We start from the raw sequence: 24318 nt of genomic DNA on the forward strand, positions 1-24318 counted from the left end.
ATGCTAGATAGAGACCTGACATTGAGTGATGATGCATATGAGTCATCGCCGGTTTCCAGGCATAAAACTCATACTGTAAAAGTTGGACAAGTGAAGATAGGTGGAAATAATCCTATAGTTGTTCAATCCATGGCACTTGGTGCACATATAGATTCTGACAACATAAAAAGCAGTGCTCAGAAATATGCAAAAGAAGTAATAGAACTAGCGCATGCAGGTTCAGAATTGGTGCGAATTGCTTTGAACTCAGAGGAAGTAGCAAAAGCAATACCTTATATAGTAGAGGAAATAAATAAAGAAGGCTTTGATGGTAAGATATTAGTAGGCTGTGGACAATATGAGCTCTACAGGCTGATTCAGGATTATCCAGACAACATTAAAATTCTGGGTAAAATTAGGATAAATCCAGGTAATATAGGCTTTGGTGATAAACGTGATGAAAAATTTGAAAAAATTATAGAGTATGCAATAACGCATGATCTTCCTGTCAGAATTGGAGTAAATTGGGGTAGTCTTGATAAGTACCTTTCACAAAAATTAATGGATGAAAACTCCTTGTCTAGTAATCCAAAAACTTCTGATGTTATATTACGTAAGACGCTTGTAATGTCTGCTCTTGGTAGTGCAAAAAAAGCTGAAAAGATTGGCCTTAATGCAGAGAAAATAATCATTTCATGTAAAGTCAGTAGAGTGCAAGATTTAATTTTAGTTTATACGGCACTTGCACAATCTTCCAATTATGCGCTGCATTTGGGTTTAACCGAAGCTGGTATGGGTAACAAAGGCGTAGTAAATACCACAGCAGGGCTTACTTATTTATTGCAAAATGGTATTGGAGACACTATCCGGGCTTCTTTAACTCAGCGCCCTGGTGAATCACGCACTAATGAGGTGGTAGTATGTCAGGAAATACTGCAGTCTATAGGTTTGCGCTACTTTAACCCTCAGGTGAGTTCATGTCCTGGTTGTGGACGCACAAGTAGCGATCGTTTTCGTATATTAACTAAGGAAGTAAATGGCTACATAAAAACTCATATGCCGGTATGGAAGAAAAAGAATCCTGGTGTAGAGTATATGAACGTTGCTGTTATGGGATGCATAGTAAATGGTCCTGGAGAGAGCAAACATGCAAATCTGGGGATCAGCCTGCCTGGATACGGAGAAAAACCTGTTTCAGCAGTCTACAAAGACGGCAAATATTTCAAAACTTTACAAGGTGATAATATTTTTGAAGAATTTAAGGAAATTATTAGTGATTATGTGGAGAAGCATTACACATAAGCCTTTCACAAGTTTGTACTTAGACTACATTCTGTAAATTAAATGCAAAAATGGTATCTATTGAGTGGATGTCAAATTAGACAATAAAGAACGCCAATTTAAAAACTAGATAGTATCTGACAGGGTTCCTTTTGCCTTTTTTCTATTTGAGAAATTTTTTAATATTGAGATTGACTCTAAGTAGTATAGAGATGTTATTCCAGTATCAAGGACTGAAGTTTCCTGATCTACAATATTTGTACAGTTATGAAATAGACGTAATTTGACATAAAAAGCTTTACTTTTTGAAATTTTGGGTTACGTTTAATTTAACATGTTTCAGTGGGGAATTTATTGTAGGTAGAAAGGAAGCTTTAAAAATATTAGGTTTTGAATCAAGCGATGCGCCCAGTGAACAAGAAATTAAATCAGCGTATAGAAAATTAGCCTTGAAATATCATCCTGATAAACATTCAGGTAAAAATGAGGTTGTGAAGAAACAAAATGAAGAAAAATTTAAGCAGCTAGGTTCTGCATATGAATTTCTTACTAAGGAAAGCATAGAAGAGGTTACAAATCTAACTGACGAAAATTTAAATGAAATTAATTCGCCTGGAGATTTGAGGTTTTACTTAAGTAGGGCTCTATATAATCAGGATATAAAGTTTCTTGAAAAGCTTTTTTCCAAATTCAAAAGCAGTAAAGATGGAAGATTTGGTGATTACATCAATGAAAAACTTATTTATATTTACTTTCCATTATCTATTGCTTTAATGCAAGCTAAAGATTCAAGAAATTATAGTATTTTGAAACTTCTTTTAGAAAATGGTGCTGATCCTAATATAAAGCTATTACATAATGAAGCTTCGTTATACTATTATATGGTTCTCGACGACAGCATAATTGTAGAGTTATTGTTACAATGTGGTGCTAATCCTAATATGTTAGATGAAAATGGTAAAAATCCGTTGTTTGAAGCGTTTTTGTGTGATGATGATCATACTATGGAAATACTTTTGAAATATGGTGCTAATCCTAATATGTTAGATGAAAATGGTCGAGGTCCATTATATCAAGCAATCAATTGTGACAACGATAAACGCGAAAAATATGTAGAGTTGCTTCTAAAGTATGGTGCAGATCCTAATCAGAAGGTTAATGGCTCCAGAGTTATAGAGTGTGCTCCATATTTCACTAATAATGGTGTAATGAATTTGATTAAAACGCTTACTCTGCCATACGGTAACAATGATAAAGTTAAAAGGTTGATGGCTGAGTACGGTGGAGTTGATAGACGTTATCTACGTGATCAAACGATACTGACTTGTTGTTGCTTAATAGTCGCTTCTGCTACTTTTTTTAGTATAGCTTCTCCTGTGCGCTATGTACCGACAGCAATATTTGCACCTGCTGCATGTTTTTTTATTAAAAATGCTGTACATGCTGCATTTTTTGCAAAAGAACCTTCTACTGAGTTTACCGAAGCTAGAGCTTGTCCAGAGATTAGTAAAAGAGGCTATAATATCTAAAGTTTTAGTACTGGGTAAAGACGAGAAAAAAGCACCCAGCAGACCTAAGTCAAAGGGAATGGACAAGAATAGAAAGCTATTCCAGAGTATCATACAGGAAAGTAAGAAAAAAATATACTATAGTTAAAAAAATGTGATGGGATACCAAGGAGAAAATTTAAAAAATCATATAAAGGAAGAATATGGTATGGATATTGAGATTGTCAAAAGGCCTTCATGTAGGTTCTAAGTCAACAAAGACACACCGCCTTAGCTACTACCAATGAGGGGTTTAAAGTACAGCCAAGAAGGTGGGTTGTAGAAAGGACTTTTGCTTTAGGAATAGAAGACTATCGAAAGAATAAGATTTACTCACTGAAAATTTCATATATCTGGCTATGAGTAGAGTTATGTTAAGGAGAGAAATATGCTTGAATTCCCGGACAAGTTCTAATCATTAATGTTATAAACGTTCTTTTCTTTTTCTATTCTCTCTTGTTCTTCAATACAATACATAGCAAGCGGATTAGCTTTAAGTCTTTCGACTCCTATTTCTTCTCCCGTTCCATCGCAGTAACCATAAATGCCTAATTTTATTTTTTCCAACGCCTCCTTAATTTTTTCTTTTCTATCTTTTCGGCGCTTAATTAATTCTCCATTTTCACTATCTCTATCAGAATAAATACTACTATCTTCTAGATCTTGTTTCTCCAGTTCAGAGAGTATTGATTGTAACTTTAAGCTAAAGTATTCCAGTTGTTTTACGTTCATATATTCTTCATTTTCTGAAGGAACGTAATCTTCCGGTAACTTTATTTTTATTAATTTTTCCATAGCATTATCAATAAAATATATTAAAACTTATATAACTTGTAAACACAAAAAATTATACTACCCTCAAAGTAAACACTATAATTTATAATAAACATTTAAAATCCTGGTATGATTAGTTCGGTAAAAAAATTAGTAATAAATAATAATAATCTTACTTATATAGTATGTATTTTTATTATAATGTTAATTTTATCTTCATATACACTTGAAAACAACAGTAAACAAGAAGTCATATTAACATTAATATGGATATGTGCTACATTTGTTTTGCAGATCTCTACAAATAATTTATTTACATCTGATTATCATGATGGAATATTAGAGCAAATCTTTGTACAGCCACTCTCTTCTAGGCTGATAGTTGCTTATAAAATCTTCGCTCACTGGTTGTTATTTGGGTTACCGATTTCAGTGATTTCTTTCATGTTCAGCTTTGCAATTCTAGGCAATAATATTGAACATTCAATAGCAGTTGGAGTGTCTTTATTATTTAATACGCTGATAATCATTAATATTTCAGCTACTGGAAATGCATTAATGATTGGTCGAAATAACTTAGCATCAGGAGTGTCGCAAATTCTTGTTTTGCCAATGATAATGCCAACTTTTGTATATTTCAAATTGCTAACTCAATTTGAAAATTTATCCTTGAATATTTATACACTACTAATCACCATCTTAATTTTTGTCATTTTAATTGTTAACAGCACTATAACTACTCACATAGCATTAAAATTTGCTGTGGAGCAGGATTGAAAAAACTTACTAGTTATTTACTTGTATCTGCTTAGTTAAGGGTGTATAATGCACCCATTTGTCTAGACCATTTTTTTCAAAGTGATCCGATTTTTAAAATGAATATGTTGATAAATACGTCGACACACATTTAAAGTATTTATCAATATATTCATTTACTGTTTATGATAATAAAGATCAGCAGGAACTTTATAATGTAGAGTCTGATGTCGCCTTCTATAGTTATACCAAGCAACAAAATCATTTATTATAAGATTTAAATCTCTGATACTATTTGGTCTATAATAATATATAGCTTCTTGCTTTAAAGTTCTCCATAAGCGCTCAACAAATATATTGTCGAAGCAACGTCCTTTATGGTCCATACTGATTTTAATATTAGCACGCTCTAATTCCATAATAAAGTTGTAGCTAGTAAACTGCACCCCCTGATCACTATTAAAAATCTCAGGTTTACCTTGTTTTAGAGCTTCTTTGAGAGTATAAAGGCAAAATCCAGCATCGAGATATGGTGATAATGAATGAGCAATAATATAGCGACTATACAAGTCCATTATTGCCACAAAATAGATAAACTTACCTTCTACCATAATATATGTTATATCAGTAGCCCATACCTGATTAACTCTACAAATAATCAAATCTTTGAGTAAATAAGGATATATTTTATGCTTTTTTTCTTTAATACTTGTATTACATCTTTTTCTACAATACAGCCCACTAATCTTCATTTTTTTCATAATTCTTAAGATTTTTTTGTGATTGACTACTACTCCACTCGCTATGATTTCAGCAGTAATTTTACGATATCCATAACGGCAATCAGAAGCCAAATATACTTCTTGAATCAAATTTGCTACTTCACTTTCGTTATTAATTATAGGCCTATAATATAGGCTAGATCTGCAAATCCCCAATAAATCAGCCTGTTTCCTAATTGACAGATCAGAATCTTTTTCTATAAACCTTACTCTATCTTTTTTGCTTATTTCAGTAATTTTTTTTTCAAATAGCTATTTTCCACTGTCAATTCTCCTATTACTTTATGTAAACTTTCTATTTCTTGCGCTAAGATTCTTTGTTTTCTCGCACTTTCACTTTCTTCAACAAATAGGTCTTTTAACCTTGCCAATACTCTATCACGCCAATCATATAGATTTGTTGATGGTATTTTATATTCACTACATATCTCAGCTGTGCTTTTTTGATTTTTTATTGCTTCCAAAGCTATCTTTGCTTTTAACTCTGGTTCATATTTTTTTGTTGCCATACTTTTACCCCTTTACCTTCCTACTCGGATCAACCATTTTTTTTTGGTCTAGTTTATGGGGTGCATTATAATCTATTGATCTTAAAATAACTTTCTTTGGTTTAAGTTAAGGGTTATTCTACCAATATCTCTCTCTTTCCTGAGTAACTCGGAGCACTGACAATGCCTTCTTTCTCCATTCTTTCAACAATATTTGCAGCTCTGTTATAGCCTATTCTAAGTTGCCTTTGAATGTAACTAGTTGAAACCTTTTGATCTCTCTGAATGATGGCCACTGCTTGCTTGTATAGATCGTTCTCTTCATCTTCTGTTTCACCTTCTGATTCCGCGAAAGAATTTTCATCTTCTTGAGTGATTTCCTCCATGTAGTTTGGCTCACCTTGCGTTTTTAGATGATCAACTATATTTTGCACCTCATCATCACTTACAAATGGACCGTGAACTCGAATAATCTTGCCACCAGAAGCCATATAAAGCATATCACCCATACCAAGCAATTGTTCAGCCCCTTGTTCACCAAGTATTGTACGGCTATCTATCTTAGAAGTAACAGCAAAACTAATTCTCGTTGGAAAGTTTGCTTTTATCACACCTGTTATCACATCTACAGATGGGCGTTGTGTTGCCATTATGATGTGTATTCCTGCAGCACGAGCCATCTGAGCTAAACGTTGAATAGAGCATTCTATATCTTTGCCAGCAACAAGCATTAAATCTGCCATTTCATCTACAATCACCACAATATACGGAAATGTCTCCATTTTAATCGGTATTTTTTCAAACAAAGGTTTACCAGTTGTTGAGTTAAAGCCAATCTGTACAACACGTTCCAATTCTATTCCGCTATTCATCGCTTCTGTAATTTTTTGATTATAGTTTATTACATTCCGCACATTTAAATATGACATCATACGATAGCGATTTTCCATCTCTTTCACGATCCACTTAAGAGCAATAACAGCTTTTTTTGGCTCTGTTACCACTGGTGTTATTAGATGCGGTATTGCATCATATATTGAAAGCTCAAGCATTTTTGGATCGATCATTATCATCTTGCATTCATCAGGACTTAGTCGATAAACAAGCGACAGAATCATCGTGTTAATTGCAACCGACTTACCTGACCCTGTAGTTCCGGCAACAAGCAAGTGGGGCATTTTAGTCAGATCTGCAATAACTGGTTTTCCGCTTATTTCCTTGCCAAGCGCAATTGGAAGATTTAAGTTTGCATTTTGGTATTCTGGCGATTCAAGTAAATCACGCAGCATTACAATCTCTCGCTCCTTGTTTGGCAATTCTATTCCCATGGCATTTTGTCCACGAATTATTGAAATACGTGCAGAAAGTGCACTCATTGAACGTGCAATATCATCTGCAAGACCAATCACTCTTGCAGATTTTGTACCTGCTTGTGGTTCAAGTTTGTATAAAGTCACAACCGGTCCATAACATACACTTATAATTTTTCCTTGCACGCCAAAATCACTCAGCACCTGTTCGAGCAGAGATAAATTCTTATTGCTCTCTAATGCATTCAACTGTTTTCTCTGCATAGATTCTTCTACTTTAGAAAGTAAGTGAATGCTTGGAAACTCAAACTCGCTAGAAGGTGGTTTAAAAATCTCTTCGGTAGCTTTTTTCTGTCTTTCTTTTGGTTGTTGTCTAGTGGTTCTATATTTTCCCTCTATTACTAATGGTGCTATTGAATAATCAGTAGTTTTACGTAACCTGAAAAACAGAAACTTTGCAAAAAAGGAAGCTATTTTTTTGCATAGGAAAAGTAAAGAATAAACTGTTCTCTTCCAACCAACCAACCCTACAACACCTATTGATGCTACTACTGTGAATATGTAAAATGGGCAGTGGTCAATTAGAGCATTACCGACTATTCCACCGTGCATGTATCTAGCAGTAATGCCAAGCGAAAGTTGCGACAATATAGCATATATTGCTACATTGATTAACGTTAGGTAGATAATTTTCAGCAATGATGCTCTGAAAATTAAAAAGTAAACTATGGTTGTAGCTATTGTAATACTAGCGAGTCCAAGAAATTGAACCAATATATCAGCTAAATATGAACCTACTACTCCGCCCAAATTTGTTACTTCCTGATTTGTAGCTGTATTTAAGGATGGATCTTTATAATTATAGCTAAAAACCGATATATATATATACATTAATAGTGACAAGTATATCGCTGATTTTAGCTGTTTTTTTAACATCTACTTAAAGTAATAAGTAATTGTATATTTTACAAAGTGAATTGCTATTATCAATATCATCACGGATAAATCTAATCCATTGAATGGTTGTATATACCTTCTGATAACCTTTAGTGGAGGATAAGTGAGTCTGTTTAAAGTTTGCATTATGCTGCTTACAATCTCATTATACATGTTAACTACATTCAATTTAATCAACAAATCGAGAGCAATTGAGCATATTAGAACGAAGCTGTAAAGATCAAGTAACAGGTTAAGTAAGTATATGATTGGATGCATATTACTAATTTACACTAAAACCTATTATGTGTAGTGATATGTATAAAATCAAGCCCCACAATAATTTTTATGCTGAAATAGGTGTAAACAATAAGCTATAAGATATTATACCCTTTGATTCCACGTGGATAAAAAACTTATTGATAAATTAACGGAGAGATGTGTACTGTATGAATAGCTTTTTGATCATGTTTATTACATGCAGGATAAGTGTTCAGGTACGTATGAAACCAGCGCTTCTTTTCTTGTCACCTCTTGTTACCTAAATAGCCTCTGTTCAAGTAGCCCCTTTGTTGTCATCCCAGTGCCCAGACACTGGGATCCAGATTGGCACTAAGTTGGTAAACATGAAAGCGCTTTATAACGTTTTTTATGTGAAAGCTAATGTCAGCTACTCAAATGATACCATTTGTTATAAACTCACTTTTACTCTATGGTCTTGTCGATATCCTGAACAGATACAATATTTTTTATTTATAAAATTAAGCAACTACTTATCGTAAAGTTGATCTATAGATATAATACTACCATTTGATGATTTTTCAGCACATTTTTCACTTTCGTATTCTTTATCAGAATCAACGCTAAATACTAAAATATCTCCTGAAATTTTATCATGAAACTCACTAATAGCAAAAAACGGTACAGTGACTTGTTCTTGTTTTCCACGAAAGCTCAAACTGACGCTAAACTTATCTTCAAGAACTTTTAGACCAAAAAATTGATGCTGTAATATAATAAGCATTTGAGTAGGGTATGATTCTTTCAAGTAGTCTGGTATGACAACACCATTAAAGCGCGTAAAAAATACTATTTCTAAGTGAGGAGTAAAAACATTATCTAATATAGTATTCAAAGCCTTTTTGATAACTTGAAATTTAGCATAACTAAGCGACTTCTGATAATCTGTTTTATCCATATAACCCTTACATGTTTGGGGGAACTTCTGTTACCCGGCGTTCCCTAAACCGTGCTTATAGCAATGAAGTTATAGTGCCTAAATTAAGCAGCTAATGCAACATTGTCTTCGGCAGCAAAGTTATCGTTTGCATCTAAATTATGAACTCTTAGCGGTGGTATCTAACCGAGCAAAGGTACCATCTTTACTATGCATGTCGATCCTTATTCGCCCCCGTATCAAAAATATGGTGGAGGCGCCGAGTACTGCCCTCGGGTCCAATACACCTATTACAAGGTAATTTTATTGCCATAGTGTATAAAAAATACACATGTTTATTATACAGTAGTATTGAATAAATGTCAAGTTATTGAACTCCAAATTGATTGGCAACTAAAAAACTAATATAAAAATTACTTCGCCTATTTATCTAATCTTAGTATAATCAAAGTAGAGGTATTTTTAGAGCTCAAAATCTATCTTCGTCTGCAGACTTTTCTATCAAATAATCAAACTAAGTAAAGAATGTAGCGTATCTTCTTCAGCGCAAATGGGTGCACACATATGCTTAATCTCTGTCGCATGTGCGTTACATTTTTTCTGAATCTTTTCTACGATGAGGGTAAATTTGGCTCTTTTTGCAGCTGTATATATTTTAATTAGCAATAAAATAGACATAAGGTTTCTATAGCACAAATGCTTTTGATAAAAGCTTTTTAAGCGTCTAGTCCTATTTCTTATATAAAAGAATTTGATTTATTAATAATATTTCTATTGATATTTACTACTACATATAGTATAATAAATTAGTTCTTAGTATTAAAATCTTCTTCTTATGAAGAAAAGTAGAGAGATCTTTAACAAAAGTAATACTAATCTTCTGGTTATTTCAACAATAGCTGGTGTAGCTTTCATAGCATCAGTAATGCCCATGATTGCCTTAAGTTTAACGTTACCTACAATCATTATTCTATGTGTTGTTGCTCTATTATCTGCTGTGGTTGGTATTTTTTCAATGTATTATGCTATTAGAAACAACATTAACAGATTGGGAAATGTGTTTGATATAAACAATCTCTATGCAAAGAAAGTAGATATAAAATTCTCACAAGGTGACATAATAAATGTAACCTCTAACTATAAATATCCCCTAACTGCAAAAATTCAAAAAGAGTTCGATGGGTTATGTGATATACTTTGCAATTATGTTACTGAACACGATTTACTACTTGATATAGGCTCATCACAAGAACTTACAGAAAAAAGTAGATATGAAAACATTCTCAGTGAGCTAGAAACACACACAGTACATTCACACATATTAAAAACCTCATCTTTAATCGAAAAAACATTGGCATTTTTATTTGGAATTTATCCTTGTAATACCAATTCCCGTTACACGGGAAACAGATAGACAATAATGGAAGAAAAGCCATAATGAAATAAGTGAAATAGTTTAGGTATAAATGGCACTCAGATCAAAATTATTGGATGAAGAAGTAGTAAAATCAGCAAAAGAGATGCTGAAGAAAGTAAGGAATAATGCATATGTTTCAAAAAAACTAAACGCTGTAATTGCAGCAAAAAAGTACAGTATAACGTCTGTAGCAAAAATATATTGCATTTCAAGAAAGGCACTAACTTCGTGGATAAAACTCTTGAAATTTGGCAGAGAAGAAAAACTGTTTGCTCCTCGATCACGCCGAAGAAAAACTAAATTAAATCAGGCTCAACTACAGCAAATTGAAGCATGGATAGAAGAAAACCCTAATATTACCATTAAAGAAATGAGAATAAGAATACAGGAAAAGTTCGACTTAAATATTAGCAAATCTACAGTACACCGCCATATGCAAAAGATGAAATTTTCATATATTACACCAAGACCAGTACACAACGTACAAGATAAAAGTAAACAAGAGGAATTCAAAAAAAAATCTCAATGAAGTTATTGGAAAGTATCCTGAAAAAGAGCTATTTTTCTTTGATGAATCAAGGTTTGGCACACATTCGAAAGTTGGGCATGGATGGTTTAAAAAAGGTACTAGAACTCGGGTTAAAATAAAGTTAGGTAGGCATAATTTTTATCTCTACAGTGCAGTTAATCCTAAAAATGGAGAGAGTTTTAGCTTATTTGCACCAAATGTTAACACTGATTGCATGAATATATTTCTTGAGCAAATGTTGCAATATCTAGGGACAAGAGAAGCTGTTCTTGTTATGGACTGTGCTAGTTGGCATAAGTCAAAAAATTTAAAGGTACCTAAAAACATTGAGATTATATACCTACCTCCATATTCACCTGAACTTAATCCTGTTGAGAGGCTTTGGTTATATATAAAACAGAACATTTTGCGCAATAAAATATACAGTACTATTGCTTTGCTTGAGAGCACTTTATGCAAATTTCTTACCTCTCTTGCTACTTCTACAATTAAACAACTCTGCTCTGTTTCCTATTTGACTCCACAACAATGAGAATTGGTATTAGAATTATGACAATTAATCAACAAGTAAATAAAAATATAACTAAAGAAGAATATTTTAACGATAAGCATGTTATAGAAGTTAAAGATTTAAATATTAAAGTAGAGGTTTATTCTCACGATTTAAGAGCAAGTAAAGTTGCTAAAATTGAAAGTGAAATAAGAGAAACAGCTACTAATTTTAAAGATGCATTTAAGTTGGAGCCTGGTAGCTCAGAACAAACGTTCAAAATTTATGTGTTTGATGATAAGGCTGATTACACTCATCTTGGCGGAAGCGAACGTTTTGGTTCTTATACCAATTCTCATTGTTGTGGAGTCAAATAGGAAACAGAGCAGAGTTGTTTAATTGTAGAAGTAGCAAGAGAGGTAAGAAATTTGCATAAAGTGCTCTCAAGCAAAGCAATAGTACTGTATATTTTATTGCGCAAAATGTTCTGTTTTATATATAACCAAAGCCTCTCAACAGGATTAAGTTCAGGTGAATATGGAGGTAGGTATATAATCTCAATGTTTTTAGGTACCTTTAAATTTTTTGACTTATGCCAACTAGCACAGTCCATAACAAGAACAGCTTCTCTTGTCCCTAGATATTGCAACATTTGCTCAAGAAATATATTCATGCAATCAGTGTTAACATTTGGTGCAAATAAGCTAAAACTCTCTCCATTTTTAGGATTAACTGCACTGTAGAGATAAAAATTATGCCTACCTAACTTTATTTTAACCCGAGTTCTAGTACCTTTTTTAAACCATCCATGCCCAACTTTCGAATGTGTGCCAAACCTTGATTCATCAAAGAAAAATAGCTCTTTTTCAGGATACTTTCCAATAACTTCATTGAGATTTTTTTTTGAATTCCTCTTGTTTACTTTTATCTTGTACGTTGTGTACTGGTCTTGGTGTAATATATGAAAATTTCATCTTTTGCATATGGCGGTGTACTGTAGATTTGCTAATATTTAAGTCGAACTTTTCCTGTATTCTTATTCTCATTTCTTTAATGGTAATATTAGGGTTTTCTTCTATCCATGCTTCAATTTGCTGTAGTTGAGCCTGATTTAATTTAGTTTTTCTTCGGCGTGATCGAGGAGCAAACAGTTTTTCTTCTCTGCCAAATTTCAAGAGTTTTATCCACGAAGTTAGTGCCTTTCTTGAAATGCAATATATTTTTGCTACAGACGTTATACTGTACTTTTTTGCTGCAATTACAGCGTTTAGTTTTTTTGAAACATATGCATTATTCCTTACTTTCTTCAGCATCTCTTTTGCTGATTTTACTACTTCTTCATCCAATAATTTTGATCTGAGTGCCATTTATACCTAAACTATTTCACTTATTTCATTATGGCTTTTCTTCCATTATTGTCTATCTGTTTCCCGTGTAACGGGAATTGGTATAATATATTAACATATCCTAATCAACTAAAAATAATCAATTATAATAGTAGTAGTGGGTCTTATTGTATAAAAAAAGAAATACTTGAAAAAGATATTAATAGTATTGGTTCCGGAAATTATATCAAGTTCTGCACTTTTAAAAGAACAACAACTCAATTTCACGGTCATTCTATGTTAATAAGAAAGAATGGAAACAATGATTTTACATTTTTTGACCCTAATGATGGTATTAGATTTAACCTTACACTAAGTGAATTAGTAGCAGTTCTAAATAAAAAAATGTTCGATCATAAAAAAATGTGGTCTCATAATGATGTTGCTTTTATTGACAATACGAAGTTCTTAAAGAAAATTCAAAGCTACCCAAGCCAAGAATTGACACCTACAAATGTGAATATAGCTAAAAATGGGATCAAGGTCAATTGCAGTGTTTAATATACTGAAAGAATCGGATTTACCTTAAGTGACCAACTGTTAAATAAAAAATTTATGTCTTAAAAGGATCATACACATCAATTTTTTTAGGGTCGCTTTTTTTCATTTTCTCACTCAATAACCTCAGAATGGGCTGTAAATCATCGTCGATTGATAAACACAGTACTTCTCTATTAAGATAATTGGCTAAATGATTCTTCTTCTCAAGAATCTCTGCTTCCTCCAATAAGTCGCATTTGTTTAACACGACAGTTTCTTCCTTCTTGATAAGATCGCTATTGTAAAGCTTCAGTTCATTATGTGTACAATTATAAGCTGAGATAACGTCATCGCGCGTTACATCAATTAAATGCAGTAAAATTTTGCACCTTTCTATGTGCTTTAAAAATTTGTGTCCGAGCCCAACTCCAAGATGAGCATCATCGACTATTCCAGGAATATCTGCTATCACAATTTCGCTATAATCCACTTTTGCTACACCTAAATGTGGCCTTATAGTAGTAAATGCATAATCACCTACTTTCGTATCAGAATTTGAGCAGCGGGTTAAAAATTTAGATTTACCTGCATTTGGCATACCAATAATGCCAACATCAGATAAAACTTTTAGCTTCAATATTATATTTCTTTCTTCGCCAGGCTGACCATGGGTAAAATGTCTTGGTGCCCTATTGGTAGCAGATTTAAAATTGGTATTCCCAAGCCCGCCTTTTCCACCTTTCACTACTTGAAATTCCATGTCAGGCTTATCAAGATCTACTATCACTTCCTCACTTTCTTCATCGATTATTTGTGTACCAACTGGAACTTTAAGTATAATATCTTTTCCTGCTGTGCCAGATTTATCTCTACTCGTACCACTTTTTCCACTACTCGCTTTAATATGTCTTCGACAACGAAAATTAAGCAAAGTGTTGAGATTTGCATCACTGATGAAAATTATGTCTCCTCCCCTGCCCCCATTACCACCGTTTGGGCCACCAAATTCAACGAATTTTTCTCGACGAAAACTAGCACAGCCATCGCCACCATCACCTGCTTTTAAATATAATTTAACTTCGTCTATGAAGTCCATGCTAACCCACGATAATATTTAGCGTTTTCTCCTAATGAACTTTCTATTCTCATTAATTCATTATACTTTGCAAGCCTATCAGAACGCGACAGCGAGCCAGTCTTTATTTGCCCACAATTCGACGCAACTGATATGTGGGATATCGTTGTGTCTTCTGTTTCACCTGAGCGATGCGAAATAATAGCCCTATAGCCATTTGATTTTGCCATTTCAATAGCAGCAAAAGTTTCCGTAAGTGTTCCTATCTGGTTTGGCTTGATTAGTACAGCATTTGCCATTTTCTCCTCTATTCCTTTACTTATTAGTTCACAATTTGTAACAAATAAATCATCTCCAACCAATTGAACTTTATTCCCAAGTTTTACAGTAAGTAATTTCCAACCTTCATAGTCGTCTTCATTCATTGCATCTTCTATAGAAATTATTGGATATTTGCCTACAAGGTCAAAATAATACTGAACCAATTCCTCTGAAGTGAGTTCTCTGTTTTCAAATTTATAAACTCCATCTTCATAAAAAGTAGATGCAGCAACATCAAGACCCAGTGCAAAGTGATTTTTCATCGAATAACCGGCAGATTCAACAGCCTGAATTATCAAATTAAGAGCTTCTTCAGTGCTTCCAATGTTTGGTGCAAAACCACCTTCATCTCCTACGTTTGTACTATAACCTTTTTTCTTAAGAATGCTGCACAAGTTATGAAATACCTCTGCAGATATTCTTATTGCTTCACTGAAAGTTTCAGCACCAACAGGAAGAATCATAAATTCTTGAAAATCGAGTTTATTATCCGCATGTACTCCACCATTAATGACGTTAATTAGCGGAACTGGCATCTGCTTCTCCCCTACGCCCAAATATTTATATAACGGTGTTTTGAAACTGTTTGCTGCTGCTTTTGCAACAGCAAGAGACACACCCAAAGTTGCATTTGCTCCAAGTTTAGATTTATTTTTTGTTCCATCTAGTTCAATTAAAACTTTATCAATTGCACTCTGGTTTGCTGCATCCATGCCAATGATTTTATTTGCTATCACTTCACTCACAGATTGAACAGCTTTCAGCACTCCTTTACCACAATACCTTTTTTCATCTTGATCTCTCAGCTCCAATGCTTCTAGTTTACCGGTCGAAGCCCCAGAAGGGACAGCGGCTCTACCTGTTGCTCCATCACATAGTTCTATTTCTACCTCAATTGTTGGGTAACCCCTGCTATCTAAAATTTCTCTTGCAAATACACTGCTAATTGTCTTTTTCATCATACTAAACCTCTACTAGATTCACAATTGTGTGCACGTTCGGGAAATGTCACCCCAGCGCTGTAACATTCCAGTGTACGAACATTGCAACCTACAGATAAACAGATAATTTGAGTAGCAGATGTTGTCATTCCAGTGCTTGACACTGGAATCCAGTTTTTATTATACAGCCACTTATTTAAAGTTAAGTTTTCTGGATCCCAGCGTCTGGGCACTGGGATGACACCATTCTTAATGGAAGCTATCCCCATATCGCAATGTCTGTACAGTTGTTTGCCTAGACACTGGGATCCAGTTTTACTACACAATTTTATCATATAAATCACCAATGCTTAAGTTTATTTTACTAGCAGCAGCTTTGCAGCTTCTCTTGCTAGTTTAGCTATATTACTACCAGCACCAATAAATAATACTACATCTCCTGAACTTGTCGAATTACTAATAAAATGTGAAATGAGTAAAGCATCATTCATAATCTTCACATCATTAAACCCATTACTGATCAAGGCTTTTTGTATATCATCAATTCCACAGCCAGGAATAGGCTTATCTTCTGGAGGATGGACAGGAGTGAGAATTACATAATCAAACATCATGAAAATTCGTACGAACTCATCAAAAAAATTACGAACACGAGCAAAACGAAGCGGCTCGATAATTCCTGTTACCTTTCCTTTAGTGGTCAAACGTGCTGCTGCCAGGGTTGCTTGTATTTCATTTGGATGATGAGCATAGTCCTCAATTAACTTAACACCTTTAATATCGGCAATTAAAGAAAATCTCCTTGCTACTCCTTTAAATTCCAAAAGACCTTTTTTAATCTCTTCATCACTAATTCCAAGTTTCACTGCAACTGATATTGCAGCCAGGGCATTGCTAACTTTATGCATTCCTATTGCATTTGATAGCACTACATTCTTTATAATTCTGGTACAAGGTTGAATATCTTCTTTTTGTCTTTCGAGAGCGAGTTCTTTTAATCGAAACACTATATGTACATTATCATCATCAATTTCAATGCGTTGAACTAATTTTCTAATTATATTAAGTTTAGTCTCCCAATCTGCCTCTGATAAATCACACTTTTCCTTCGTTATGTGCTCTCTTACCATCTTAACTTCTTCCCATACTACCTCTTCTAGTATATCCGCGCGTATTGATTTGCTGTTACATTCACCAAAACGTTTTCCAGGACAACGATAGTAACTTCTTCCTCCCTTAGCATTACTCATTCCATAATAAACGGATTTGCAACACTGACATATCACTAACCCTTGTAATAAGTATTTTCTTCCACTTTGTTGCATTTTTTCTATTTGTAGCTTTTCTTTTTCCACACTGTATCTCTACGACTTATATATATTTTGCCTATAGTAAAATACGCACATAATGAGCCAAATCAAGGAAAGTGCAAACCAAGTAATTGCGTATTCAAGATGCTTTATTGGCTGTATAGTCAATTTGCCACCAAAATTATCTTGCCACAATATACATTTCTCTAGCTTAATACCTAGATCATTGGAGATTTCTTCTGTACTTAAGGTAAACCACGTATTTGAAGCAATATCATTTTTGATAAACCAATTTTTGCTACCATCACAATACAAAACGCCATCAGCAGCTACTTTTTCAATTTTTGCTTTTTCTTCTTTTTTTTCTCTGACTATTCCTTTATTTATTAACATGTAATGTCCATTGATAAGCAACATAGGAGACAGCACATGATAGCCACGTTGACCTGCGAAAACATATAGTTCTATATCACTTAAAATTCCGTCGATTTTAACGTTTCTGTAGTTAAACTTTGAAAGATTATCACTAGGCAGTAGATGAATAACTGGAAGATCCATATTTTTGATAATATTATTCTTCCAGCTCAATCTAAATAACTGCCATAACCCGAGTGAAAAAAGAAGTAAAAAAGGTATAATGAAAATAAATACTGTTTTTCTTAACACTCTATATTTGTGTTCTCAAGTAATTTTCAATACCCATAAGCTCAATAAGGTCAATCTGTTCTTTGATCCAATGTAAGTGCTCTTCCTCATTTTTCAGTAGTCCTTCTAATAACATTACACTCACGAAATCCTTTTCTTTTTCAGCAACGGAAATTGCCTCTTTGATGCCCTTGATACCTTCTTCTTCTAAGTTAGAATTATCTTCTAAGATTTTCTGCATTGTATCTTTTGTGAACTTTCCTTCATACTTTGAGATTTTATTTGTATCTTGAAAATTTGGCATGCCCTTAAGCAGTAAAATTCTTTCTGCCAGCCTATTTGCATGCTCAAGTTCTTCATTAAGCTCCTTTCTCATCTTTTCTGCAAGTTTATTGATTCCGCTATTTTTAAGAATCGCAGAATGCAAAAGATACTGGCGTACAGAAGTCAGCTCATTTGTAAGTAATTTATTTAAATGTTCTACTATTTCTTTATTCATAACCTTTCTTTAGCTAATATACCAATGTAATCTACATAACAATCAAGGCAACATCAATTCATTTTTCTCACAACAATCGTATCAAATAGCACATCATGAAATGCCTGTTTCCTCTGAGAGAAGCAAGCAACTAAATACCAACTGAAGGTAAGCATCACTATAATCACTTCTAGTGTACTTAAAGCATTTACTGATGTTTGAAAAAGTTTGATAAAGGTGATAATTGAATTATTTAGCATAGGAAGAAAAAACTGAGAGATAGTGCGATCAAATGCTAAGCTCAAACCTATTTTAGAACTATCTAAAGTGATAGTATATATATTCATTAACTGTTGACCAGGAGTTGCTTGAGCTGTTGAAGATATAAAATATGTAAAGTAGCCACAATTTATACACATGTATGACAGGTGTAAAATTAATGGAAAATCCCCTAATGACAACACAATTAGTAAGGTTGGAATTAATAAAATTGCTACATCTATTAAATATGCGCAAAAGCGCCTGTGTACACTAGCGATCTCTGTCATTACCACCTATCTTTCAAATACTTTACTATGAATTCTGTAAGTTTATTAAAATGTTGAAAATATAACAAATCTTCATAACCTCTTATTGATTGTCCGTATACAATAGGTAAGCAATTTGCATTTTGTGCACATAGAATGTCTGTGATGCTATCACCAACAAAAAACACATTTTCTCTATTTATAGGTAACGTACTCTCCTCCAGTGCAAATAGCAGTGGAGTTGCAGATGGCTTATCTTCTGCAGTATCACATGAGCCAACTATTCTTTCAAAGTAAGAATCTAGTTTAAAATAGGCAACTTCTTGACGTAAATTAGTATTTTTCTTATTGCTCACTATTGCTAGGTAAATATTGTGGCTTTTGAGTGTCTGCAGCATTTTCTCTACTCCTTCGTTCAGAGTAATATTTTGTAACAGTGCATCATCTAGGTATTTTTGATATATCTGATTCGCTTTTTTCCACTGATCACCAAACAAATTGACCATGTAGCTCTTTCTTGATTCATGAGAATTTCTATCAGCAACTTTGTTGCTGCACCCCATTGAACTCAAGGTATGCTGAATGGCATTAGAAATATTATCTTGAGTGTCAACTAAGGTATTATCCCAATCGAATACTACTGCTAACGGGCTATTTTTCATTTTTATATTGTGACGTATTTTAAGTTAATAAGTAAATGATATTTTGATGAAAAAAGCATAAATGAGGTGCTCCTTGTGTCTTAACCATTTTTACATAATTAACTAATATACTGATTTTAGTATAAGCTTTTATTTAGTTGGGTATGACACAGCTTAAAGATACACAAGATATTGAGAAGAAATTCAAGGATGTCTTTGCTGGTGCTTTTCCAGAAGGTACGTCGCTGGAAGATAAAGTGAAGATTATCAATGATTTCCGCCAGGAACTTAAAGCTTACAAAAGGCAAGTAACCAAAGAAAATCTCGAGAAAAGGTTAAAAGATATTTCTGCAGCAGATAATTCTTCACTGGGAGATAAAATCAAGACTATTGCAAAATTAAATCGTAGTCTTAGAGATCGAATGAACCGTGCAGCTAAAAAAGTAGCTAAAGATTTTGAAAAGATCGTCGAATTGAATCGGGAACTTAAAGATGTTTTTCCAGAAAATTCTTCATTGGAAGATAAAGTAAAAATTATTGTTGAATTGCACCGGGAGCTTAAAGCTCAAAAAGGGCGTAAAGATGAAGTGAAGATTATTAAAAAATTGATTCATAATCTTGAAGGTCGAATGGATCGTGCAGCCAAAAAAATAGCTGAAGATTTTAAAAAGATTGCTGGATTTAAACAAAAATTCGAAGGAAAAGACGTTTTTACAAGTAAAAAAGTTGCAGAGTTTGAAAGTAATAAAAAATCTCAAACTACATTAGAAGGCAAAATTTCTGATCAAAATAAACAAGAAAAGATTTCTGTTCAAACAGACAAAATTCGTGACTCAGTTAGCGAAATAAATACTTCTGGAAGATCTGTTTCAGAAGATAGAAACTTTCAACAAGAAAAGATTTCTGTTCAAACAGATACAGTAACTAAGTTACAACCTTCAGTAAGCAAAGATCCTATAAAAGATAAACCGAGCGATAAAAAGCCTAAAATTTCGTTAAAACAAGTCTCAGTGGATAGGAATGCTACAGAAAAAAAATCTAATAATAAAAAATCTCAGTTGAGTGAAAAGAAAAATATAGCTCAACCGAAAGAAAATCAAAAAGAAGAAGGCTTTTTGGTACGTTTTCTGAAGAAAATATTCAAAAAACTTTTTGGTGAAGATAAAAAGAGTGTAGAGGATATAAAAGGAACTACTCAAAAAAGCACTTCAAATGATGAAGGGCAACAACAAAATAAGCTCCTTTCAAATCAAGACCAAAGCGCAAGTGAAGGTTTAAAGCAAATTGATAATCCATTGGTAACTCCTGTCACGAAAGTAGAAAAAACAAAGACAGACCATGAAAGATAATTCGCCTTAGATTTCTTGCATAGTCTGGGGTCTAATTTGTCATCCTATGGCTTGACCATAGCTAAAAATCTGGATTCCAGCTTCACGCGCTAACTTAAATTATTTATAAAATTTGTTCCGGTAAACCTAATTTGGGTTAGCTATAGAAAGCAAAACAGACACAAATCAGGAAAAAAAATTAATAGAATTCCTGTTTTTATAATAAAAAAAATTAATTTTTAAATATTTTATATTGATTTTATCGTTAAATTTCATATAATATTAATATATTAACTTTGATGGTGGTAAAGAAATGCATGGTAGTATAAGCAACGAAGTGGTGAAAAATTTAAACAAGTTAATTAACTCTCACCAAAAAAATAAATTTAGAAAAGCATTTAATAACCTTAGCACTAACCATAAAAATCAATATATAGAGCATGTTAAAGCAAAGCCTCAAGGCTCTTTAGCTATGTCCGGCAAACTATAGTATTTTCTAAAATGGATGATAAAGTTCCATTATGGCATTACCAACCAAAAGTTGTAAGTCTGTATATTTATACATTAGAGGTCTGAGACGGCTTTTGATGTTATGCCAACAGTGTTCTATGGGATTCAAATCTGGTGAATATGTTGGAAGATAGAGCAAATGACAGCCAAAAGATTCTATTAATGACCTTGTTGTAGGAGTCTTATGAAATGTAGCATTATCCATAACTATGGTTGTACCAGGTTGTAACTGTGGAAGTAATATCTGCTCTAACCATGCATTAAATACTTCTTTGTTACACCCTCCAGTAAAAGTTATTGGTGCAATAAATCTCTTTCCAATCCACCCGGCTACTATACTGATTCTCTCTCGTTTTCTTCCTGGAATATCTTCATAAATTTTCTTTCCTCTTGGAGCGCGCCCATACTCTCGGTATAATCTATTGTCAACTCCTGCTTCATCTATATATAAGGTGCTAGAATGGTCTATTTTTGAGATTTTATCGGTAAATTGCTGTCTATCTTCTTGATTGCGCTCTTGATATAGTGTGACTTTTTTTTAAAGTAATTCTTAGCTGTTTTAGTCTATACCAAATTGAATGTATTCCAAATCCAAGATTTCGTTTCATCTCTGCCAGAGTATGATCTGGATTCTTTGTAACATATTCTTTGAGTATTTTTGGGTCTATTTTTCGAATAAAGCTGCCGTTTTTAGATGGCTTTAGGCTTTCACCAGCAGCTTTCTTTTTTAACCAGCGGTACAGAGTTGCTATTCCTATCTCCATAAGCTCTGCTACCTCAATCTTCGTCTTCCCTTTTTCTATCATCAATACTGCCTTTTCCCTTAAATCCACACTATATGCCATTATAACTTAAATACCTTATTATATCTTTATCATTTACTTTAGGAAATACTATAAATGCACTAGACGAGAAAGAAGCACTTTCTATCTTTAATCAGTTACCTCAAGAGTTTGCTTTCAATACACTCGATTGTATTTCGCCCACATCTACTTTATTTAAAACTTTATTTAATCAACTGAATCCCCAGCAAAAAGAAGAGTATAGAGTACATTTGAAGACAAAATCAACTGCCAAAGCTAAGCTTGTCCTAAAGAATTTTTATTTAAATAATCAAGAGAGTGTAAACAATTTAAGCACTGAAAACTCCAATGAACCGTTAGTACACAAAAGAAAGAGAGATGATCTGAATGAATTTTCAGAGCTAAGTTTAGAAAATTTTCTTCCAAGTTTTGCTACATTAGAACAAATAGTTGCTGAATGTGAGTTTGATAATGGAATAGACAAAATATCTACAGTGGAGCCACCAGCAAAGCGCCAGTGCATATCAGTAATTCCATTTCCTGGTTTTACTGAATTCCATAATCAATTCAGCAATATAGTAAAGGAAGATTCAACAGTTAATGATAGTTCAGTGCCAGAAGAACATACTAGCCTGGAAGGTGAGCTAACTTTCCTAGACTCTCAAATAAATGGCGGAGAGCCATTAACTAGTCTGCAATCCTCAAATGTGAATCCATTGCCAGAGTTCAGTTTCTCTCTAAGCTCTGTTACGCTAGATGAGATGGTTAAGAGATATGGCTTTAATCACAATGACCACGCTCTAAGTGATTTAGAAGAGGTATATGTAGAGCAACCAGCAAAGTTCCGTACATATTACCACAATTAACTAGGGACAAAAAAAGGTGGTAGTTTAACCTACCATCTCCTCTGGTTTCACTATCCTTTCAAACTCCTCCTCAGTGAGCAGTTGAAGTTTTGCTGCTGCTTCTTTTAGAGTGATATTTTCTTTATAAGCAAGCTTCGCTATTTTTGCTGCATTGTCATATCCTATATGCGTATTTAATATAGTAACTAGCATTAACGACTGATTTAGTAAATCCTTTATTCTTTCTTCGTTTGCTTTAATATCAACTACGCATTTCTCTGCAAAATTTAAACTTGCATCAGCTAAAAGTCTTATAGACTGCAAAACATTGTAAATTATCACCGGCTTAAACACGTTCAATTCAAAGTGACCATTTGAGCCACCAATTGTCACGGCAACATGATTTCCCATAACCTGAGCACATACCATAGTCACTGCTTCACATTGAGTTGGATTCACCTTACCTGGCATGATTGAAGAGCCAGGCTCATTTTCTGGTAACATTATTTCTCCAATTCCGCATCTTGGACCAGAACCAAGTAGCCTTATATCATTTGCAATTTTCATCAAGCTTACTGCTACTGTATTGAGTGCTCCACTGAGCTCAACTAAAGCATCATTTGCTGCTAGTGCTTCAAACTTATTTTTTGCTGAAGTAAATGGAAAATTAGTGATTTTTGCCACTTCTTTAGCAAAATCCTCAGCAAAACCCTTTTTAGTATTGATTCCCGTGCCAACTGCAGTGCCACCTTGTGCAAGTTCATATACATTGCTTAGAGTTGACTTTACTCTCTCTATTCCCTTTTTAATCTGAACTGCATAGCCAGAAAATTCCTGCCCAAGTGTTAGAGGAGTTGCATCTTGCAGATGAGTACGCCCTACTTTTATTATATCTTTAAATTCATGAACCTTATTATTTAGCGCTTTATATAATTCTTCAAGATTGGGAATAAGCAAGCGGTCTATTTGTTCTGCTACTGCTATATGCATTGCTGTTGGAAAAGTGTCATTTGATGACTGACCACAGTTTACATGATCATTTGGATGCACTGGAGACTTACTACCTAAATCACCGCCCAAAATTTCTATTGCACGATTGCTGATCACTTCATTCACATTCATATTGGTCTGCGTTCCAGACCCGGTTTGCCAAACAACAAGCGGAAATTGATTATTAAATTTACCGTCTATTACCTCCTGTGCCGCTGTGCAGATTGCATCCCCTACTCTATTATCTATGCTACCCTGTTTCATGTTAACACGTGCTGCTGCAAGTTTTACTATTGCTAGCGCTTTAATCAGGGGCTCTGGCATTTTCTCTGTACCAATTTTGAAATTTTCCAAAGAACGCTGAGTCTGAGCTCCCCAGTAACGTTCACTTGGTACTTTTACTTCTCCTAAGCTATCTGATTCTATCCTAATTTTTTTATCCATATTTCCTCCTTCTAGTGCTTGACGTTACCTACATATATGAATTAATTAAATCAAATTGTATTTCAGTGTCAAGTTGAGACATTTTTAGTCCAGACCGTAGAAAATTTTCAAGCCATATCTTTTGCTTCC

General features: G+C 33.7%; 26 protein-coding genes, 1 other RNA gene and 2 pseudogenes. 11 read left to right on the forward strand and 18 right to left on the reverse strand.

Translation table 11 applies throughout. From position 1 onward, the window contains the following. The 3 genes and pseudogenes from ispG to OOK99_RS02370 form a co-directional block, all read left to right on the forward strand. Window positions 1-1281 (forward strand): flavodoxin-dependent (E)-4-hydroxy-3-methylbut-2-enyl-diphosphate synthase, encoded by a 1281-nt coding sequence (gene ispG / locus OOK99_RS02360; RefSeq protein WP_264375566.1) that lies wholly within the window; start codon window positions 1-3, stop codon window positions 1279-1281. Window positions 1282-1613: 332 nt separating this feature from the next. After that, window positions 1614-2789, forward strand: a complete 1176-nt coding sequence (locus tag OOK99_RS07040; protein ID WP_406719363.1) for an ankyrin repeat domain-containing protein — start codon at window positions 1614-1616, stop codon at window positions 2787-2789. Window positions 2790-2893: 104 nt separating this feature from the next. Beyond that, a pseudogene (locus OOK99_RS02370) lies at window positions 2894-3229 on the forward strand (IS5-like element ISWpi1 family transposase); the annotation flags it as partial. Here the strand turns inward: OOK99_RS02370 and OOK99_RS02375 are convergent. Beyond that, entirely contained in the window at window positions 3219-3602 is a 384-nt protein-coding gene (locus tag OOK99_RS02375) for a TraR/DksA family transcriptional regulator (protein ID WP_143689614.1), read from the reverse strand. The pseudogene OOK99_RS02370 and the gene OOK99_RS02375 sit on opposite strands and share 11 nt — an antisense overlap. 108 nt (window positions 3603-3710) lie before the next feature. Between OOK99_RS02375 and OOK99_RS02380 the strand changes: the two genes are divergently transcribed. Further along, window positions 3711-4358 (forward strand): heme exporter protein CcmB, encoded by a 648-nt coding sequence (locus OOK99_RS02380; RefSeq protein WP_264720063.1) that lies wholly within the window; start codon window positions 3711-3713, stop codon window positions 4356-4358. Window positions 4359-4513: 155 nt separating this feature from the next. Here OOK99_RS02380 and OOK99_RS02385 read toward each other — a convergent pair. From OOK99_RS02385 to ssrA, 5 genes are all read right to left on the reverse strand, one after another. Beyond that, window positions 4514-5628 (reverse strand): IS3-like element ISWpi17 family transposase gene (locus tag OOK99_RS02385; protein ID WP_214303219.1). Its coding sequence is split into 2 segments (ribosomal slippage): window positions 4514-5355 and window positions 5355-5628, totalling 1116 coding nucleotides; the frame shifts between segments, so codons are not numbered across the junction. Window positions 5629-5741: 113 nt separating this feature from the next. Next, on the reverse strand, window positions 5742-7853 hold the full coding sequence (locus tag OOK99_RS02390; protein ID WP_264720065.1) for a DNA translocase FtsK: 2112 nt from the start codon (window positions 7851-7853) through the stop codon (window positions 5742-5744). Further along, window positions 7854-8132: a YggT family protein gene (locus OOK99_RS02395; RefSeq protein WP_012481756.1), complete on the reverse strand. Its 279-nt coding sequence runs from the start codon at window positions 8130-8132 to the stop codon at window positions 7854-7856. A 490-nt stretch (window positions 8133-8622) separates the two neighbouring features. Then, the gene (locus tag OOK99_RS02400) at window positions 8623-9051 is read right to left on the reverse strand and encodes a ClpXP protease specificity-enhancing factor SspB (RefSeq protein ID WP_213863728.1); all 429 of its coding nucleotides are present in this window, start codon (window positions 9049-9051) and stop codon (window positions 8623-8625) included. A 16-nt stretch (window positions 9052-9067) separates the two neighbouring features. Continuing rightward, window positions 9068-9400, reverse strand: a transfer-messenger RNA (tmRNA) gene (gene ssrA, locus OOK99_RS02405). Between the two features lie 465 nt (window positions 9401-9865). Between ssrA and OOK99_RS02410 the strand changes: the two genes are divergently transcribed. The 3 genes from OOK99_RS02410 (at window position 9866) to OOK99_RS02420 (ending at window position 11843) form a co-directional block, all read left to right on the forward strand. Further along, complete coding sequence (locus tag OOK99_RS02410; protein WP_264720067.1) at window positions 9866-10444, forward strand: hypothetical protein; 579 nt, start codon at window positions 9866-9868, stop codon at window positions 10442-10444. Window positions 10445-10496: 52 nt separating this feature from the next. Then, window positions 10497-11508, forward strand: a protein-coding gene (locus tag OOK99_RS02415) for an IS630 family transposase (protein WP_264719384.1) whose coding sequence is annotated in 2 segments (ribosomal slippage) — window positions 10497-10958 and window positions 10960-11508 — 1011 coding nt in all. Because the reading frame shifts where the segments join, the coding sequence is not laid out codon by codon here. Then, entirely contained in the window at window positions 11505-11843 is a 339-nt protein-coding gene (locus OOK99_RS02420; protein WP_264719626.1) for a hypothetical protein, read from the forward strand. The genes OOK99_RS02415 and OOK99_RS02420 overlap by 4 nt, the downstream gene beginning before the upstream one ends. Here the strand turns inward: OOK99_RS02420 and OOK99_RS02425 are convergent. Further along, window positions 11822-12833, reverse strand: a protein-coding gene (locus OOK99_RS02425; RefSeq protein WP_264719384.1) for an IS630 family transposase whose coding sequence is annotated in 2 segments (ribosomal slippage) — window positions 11822-12370 and window positions 12372-12833 — 1011 coding nt in all. Because the reading frame shifts where the segments join, the coding sequence is not laid out codon by codon here. The genes OOK99_RS02420 and OOK99_RS02425 overlap by 22 nt on opposite strands. A 30-nt stretch (window positions 12834-12863) precedes the next feature. Between OOK99_RS02425 and OOK99_RS02430 the strand changes: the two genes are divergently transcribed. Continuing rightward, a complete protein-coding gene (locus OOK99_RS02430; RefSeq protein ID WP_264720068.1) occupies window positions 12864-13352 on the forward strand; it encodes a hypothetical protein in 489 nt (162 codons plus the stop codon). Window positions 13353-13404: 52 nt separating this feature from the next. Here the strand turns inward: OOK99_RS02430 and cgtA are convergent, their stop codons facing one another. The 8 genes and pseudogenes from cgtA to OOK99_RS02470 all read right to left on the reverse strand — a co-directional run bounded on the left by cgtA (window position 13405) and on the right by OOK99_RS02470 (window position 19290). Further along, window positions 13405-14427 carry an Obg family GTPase CgtA gene (gene cgtA, locus OOK99_RS02435; RefSeq protein WP_264720069.1) on the reverse strand — a complete coding sequence of 341 codons (1023 nt, stop codon included), beginning with the start codon at window positions 14425-14427 and terminating at the stop codon, window positions 13405-13407. Next, window positions 14415-15689, reverse strand: a complete 1275-nt coding sequence (gene eno, locus OOK99_RS02440; protein WP_264720070.1) for a phosphopyruvate hydratase — start codon at window positions 15687-15689, stop codon at window positions 14415-14417. Before eno ends, cgtA begins: the two co-directional genes overlap by 13 nt. A gap of 98 nt (window positions 15690-15787) precedes the next feature. Beyond that, window positions 15788-15904, reverse strand: a pseudogene (locus tag OOK99_RS07135) (WPE palindromic element domain-containing protein); the annotation flags it as partial. 120 nt (window positions 15905-16024) lie between these two features. Beyond that, a complete protein-coding gene (locus OOK99_RS02450; RefSeq protein ID WP_264720073.1) occupies window positions 16025-17023 on the reverse strand; it encodes a recombinase zinc beta ribbon domain-containing protein in 999 nt (332 codons plus the stop codon). A 9-nt stretch (window positions 17024-17032) separates the two neighbouring features. Then, window positions 17033-17644, reverse strand: coding sequence for an SURF1 family protein (locus OOK99_RS02455; RefSeq protein ID WP_052264983.1), 612 nt, complete (start codon window positions 17642-17644; stop codon window positions 17033-17035). Window position 17645: 1 nt separating this feature from the next. Beyond that, complete coding sequence (gene bfr / locus OOK99_RS02460; protein ID WP_010406741.1) at window positions 17646-18122, reverse strand: bacterioferritin; 477 nt, start codon at window positions 18120-18122, stop codon at window positions 17646-17648. Window positions 18123-18175: 53 nt separating this feature from the next. Next, window positions 18176-18649, reverse strand: a complete 474-nt coding sequence (locus OOK99_RS02465) for an RDD family protein (RefSeq protein WP_064085312.1) — start codon at window positions 18647-18649, stop codon at window positions 18176-18178. Next, the gene (locus OOK99_RS02470; protein ID WP_264720076.1) at window positions 18649-19290 is read right to left on the reverse strand and encodes an HAD family hydrolase; all 642 of its coding nucleotides are present in this window, start codon (window positions 19288-19290) and stop codon (window positions 18649-18651) included. Before OOK99_RS02470 ends, OOK99_RS02465 begins: the two co-directional genes overlap by 1 nt. Before the next feature lie 143 nt (window positions 19291-19433). On the opposite strand from OOK99_RS02470, the gene OOK99_RS02475 reads away from it, so the two are divergent. Together OOK99_RS02475 and OOK99_RS02480 are read left to right on the forward strand one after the other, a co-directional pair. After that, entirely contained in the window at window positions 19434-20618 is a 1185-nt protein-coding gene (locus OOK99_RS02475) for a hypothetical protein (protein WP_264720077.1), read from the forward strand. A gap of 292 nt (window positions 20619-20910) precedes the next feature. Next, window positions 20911-21087: a hypothetical protein gene (locus tag OOK99_RS02480; RefSeq protein WP_264720078.1), complete on the forward strand. Its 177-nt coding sequence runs from the start codon at window positions 20911-20913 to the stop codon at window positions 21085-21087. Between the two features lie 6 nt (window positions 21088-21093). Here the strand turns inward: OOK99_RS02480 and OOK99_RS07045 are convergent, their stop codons facing one another. Both OOK99_RS07045 and OOK99_RS02485 read right to left on the reverse strand, forming a co-directional pair. Then, a complete protein-coding gene (locus OOK99_RS07045) occupies window positions 21094-21585 on the reverse strand; it encodes an IS630 family transposase (RefSeq protein ID WP_406719364.1) in 492 nt (163 codons plus the stop codon). Between the two features lie 19 nt (window positions 21586-21604). Then, the gene (locus tag OOK99_RS02485; RefSeq protein ID WP_264336275.1) at window positions 21605-21952 is read right to left on the reverse strand and encodes a transposase; all 348 of its coding nucleotides are present in this window, start codon (window positions 21950-21952) and stop codon (window positions 21605-21607) included. 209 nt (window positions 21953-22161) lie between these two features. Here OOK99_RS02485 and OOK99_RS02490 point away from each other — a divergent pair, with 209 nt between their 5' ends. Next, on the forward strand, window positions 22162-22776 hold the full coding sequence (locus OOK99_RS02490; RefSeq protein WP_264720079.1) for a hypothetical protein: 615 nt from the start codon (window positions 22162-22164) through the stop codon (window positions 22774-22776). A gap of 24 nt (window positions 22777-22800) precedes the next feature. Here the strand turns inward: OOK99_RS02490 and fumC are convergent, their stop codons facing one another. Continuing rightward, window positions 22801-24189 carry a class II fumarate hydratase gene (gene fumC, locus OOK99_RS02495; RefSeq protein WP_264720081.1) on the reverse strand — a complete coding sequence of 463 codons (1389 nt, stop codon included), beginning with the start codon at window positions 24187-24189 and terminating at the stop codon, window positions 22801-22803. Window positions 24190-24318: the final 129 nt, after the last annotated feature.

The sequence above is a fragment of the Wolbachia endosymbiont (group B) of Eucosma cana genome, assembly GCF_947250645.1.
In the GTDB taxonomy this organism is placed as follows: domain Bacteria; phylum Pseudomonadota; class Alphaproteobacteria; order Rickettsiales; family Anaplasmataceae; genus Wolbachia.